Origin of the sequence: Verminephrobacter aporrectodeae subsp. tuberculatae At4 (genome assembly GCF_000193225.1) — a bacterium.
In the GTDB taxonomy this organism is placed as follows: Bacteria; Pseudomonadota; Gammaproteobacteria; order Burkholderiales; family Burkholderiaceae_C; genus Acidovorax; species Acidovorax aporrectodeae.
The window spans coordinates 1-711 of record NZ_AFAL01000830.1 but is presented as its reverse complement, the minus strand read 5'-3'; the positions used below and the strand labels follow the sequence as shown (position 1 = coordinate 711).

1 protein-coding gene is annotated in these 711 nt (G+C 62.6%); it reads right to left on the bottom strand.

From position 1 onward, the window contains the following. Positions 1-711: ISL3 family transposase (locus VTU_RS0121810; RefSeq protein WP_010108913.1), on the bottom strand; the 711-nt coding region annotated here is incomplete at both ends.

The following is a 711-nucleotide window of genomic DNA, read 5'->3' as shown; positions in this document are numbered from 1 at the left end:
GGTTGCGCCGCATCCCCCACATCAGTTGTTTGAGCGCCTTGTGCTCATCGTTGTCAACTGCCGACTCCAAGGCTTCTCGCACCGCCGGAGCGTCCTGTGCCATCTCCGTGCGCCGCACCTGGTCCATCGCGTCCATGGCCATCGCCACCACATGGAACCGGTCGTAGCTGATCTGCGCCTGCGGCAACGCCAACCCCACTCCCTTGGCGTAAGCCGCGCTCATGTCCATGCACACATGCTCGACCTTCGCGCTGTCGCCACCATGGGCCTTCAGATCGTCAACAAAATCGAGCACCGTCTTGTGCTCGCGTCCCTCGGTGGCGAACAGCAGTCGTTTGGCATCCAGGTCATGCACGACGGTGATGTAGTTCTGCCCCCGGCGCACACTGGTCTCGTCGATGCCCACAGTGCGTACATCCGTAAAACGCTCCTGGGCGCGGGCTTGCTCGACGTAAAACTCGATGCGCCGCCACAGTTGCTTGTCAGAACAGCGCAGCAACGCCGCCGCCTGGCTCACCGGCAAGTCACGACACAGAGCCAAGGCGAATGCTTCAAAGGCCGCCGTGAAGCCCGAGCCTGGACGGGCCCAGGGCACCAGCATCTGCGTGGTCTTGCCACAGTCACTGCACGCGATGCGCGGCACCTCGCAATGCAGCCAAGTCTCGAACTGGAAGAAGTCCAGATGACGCCAAGAGCGGAGCAGCCGGTCAT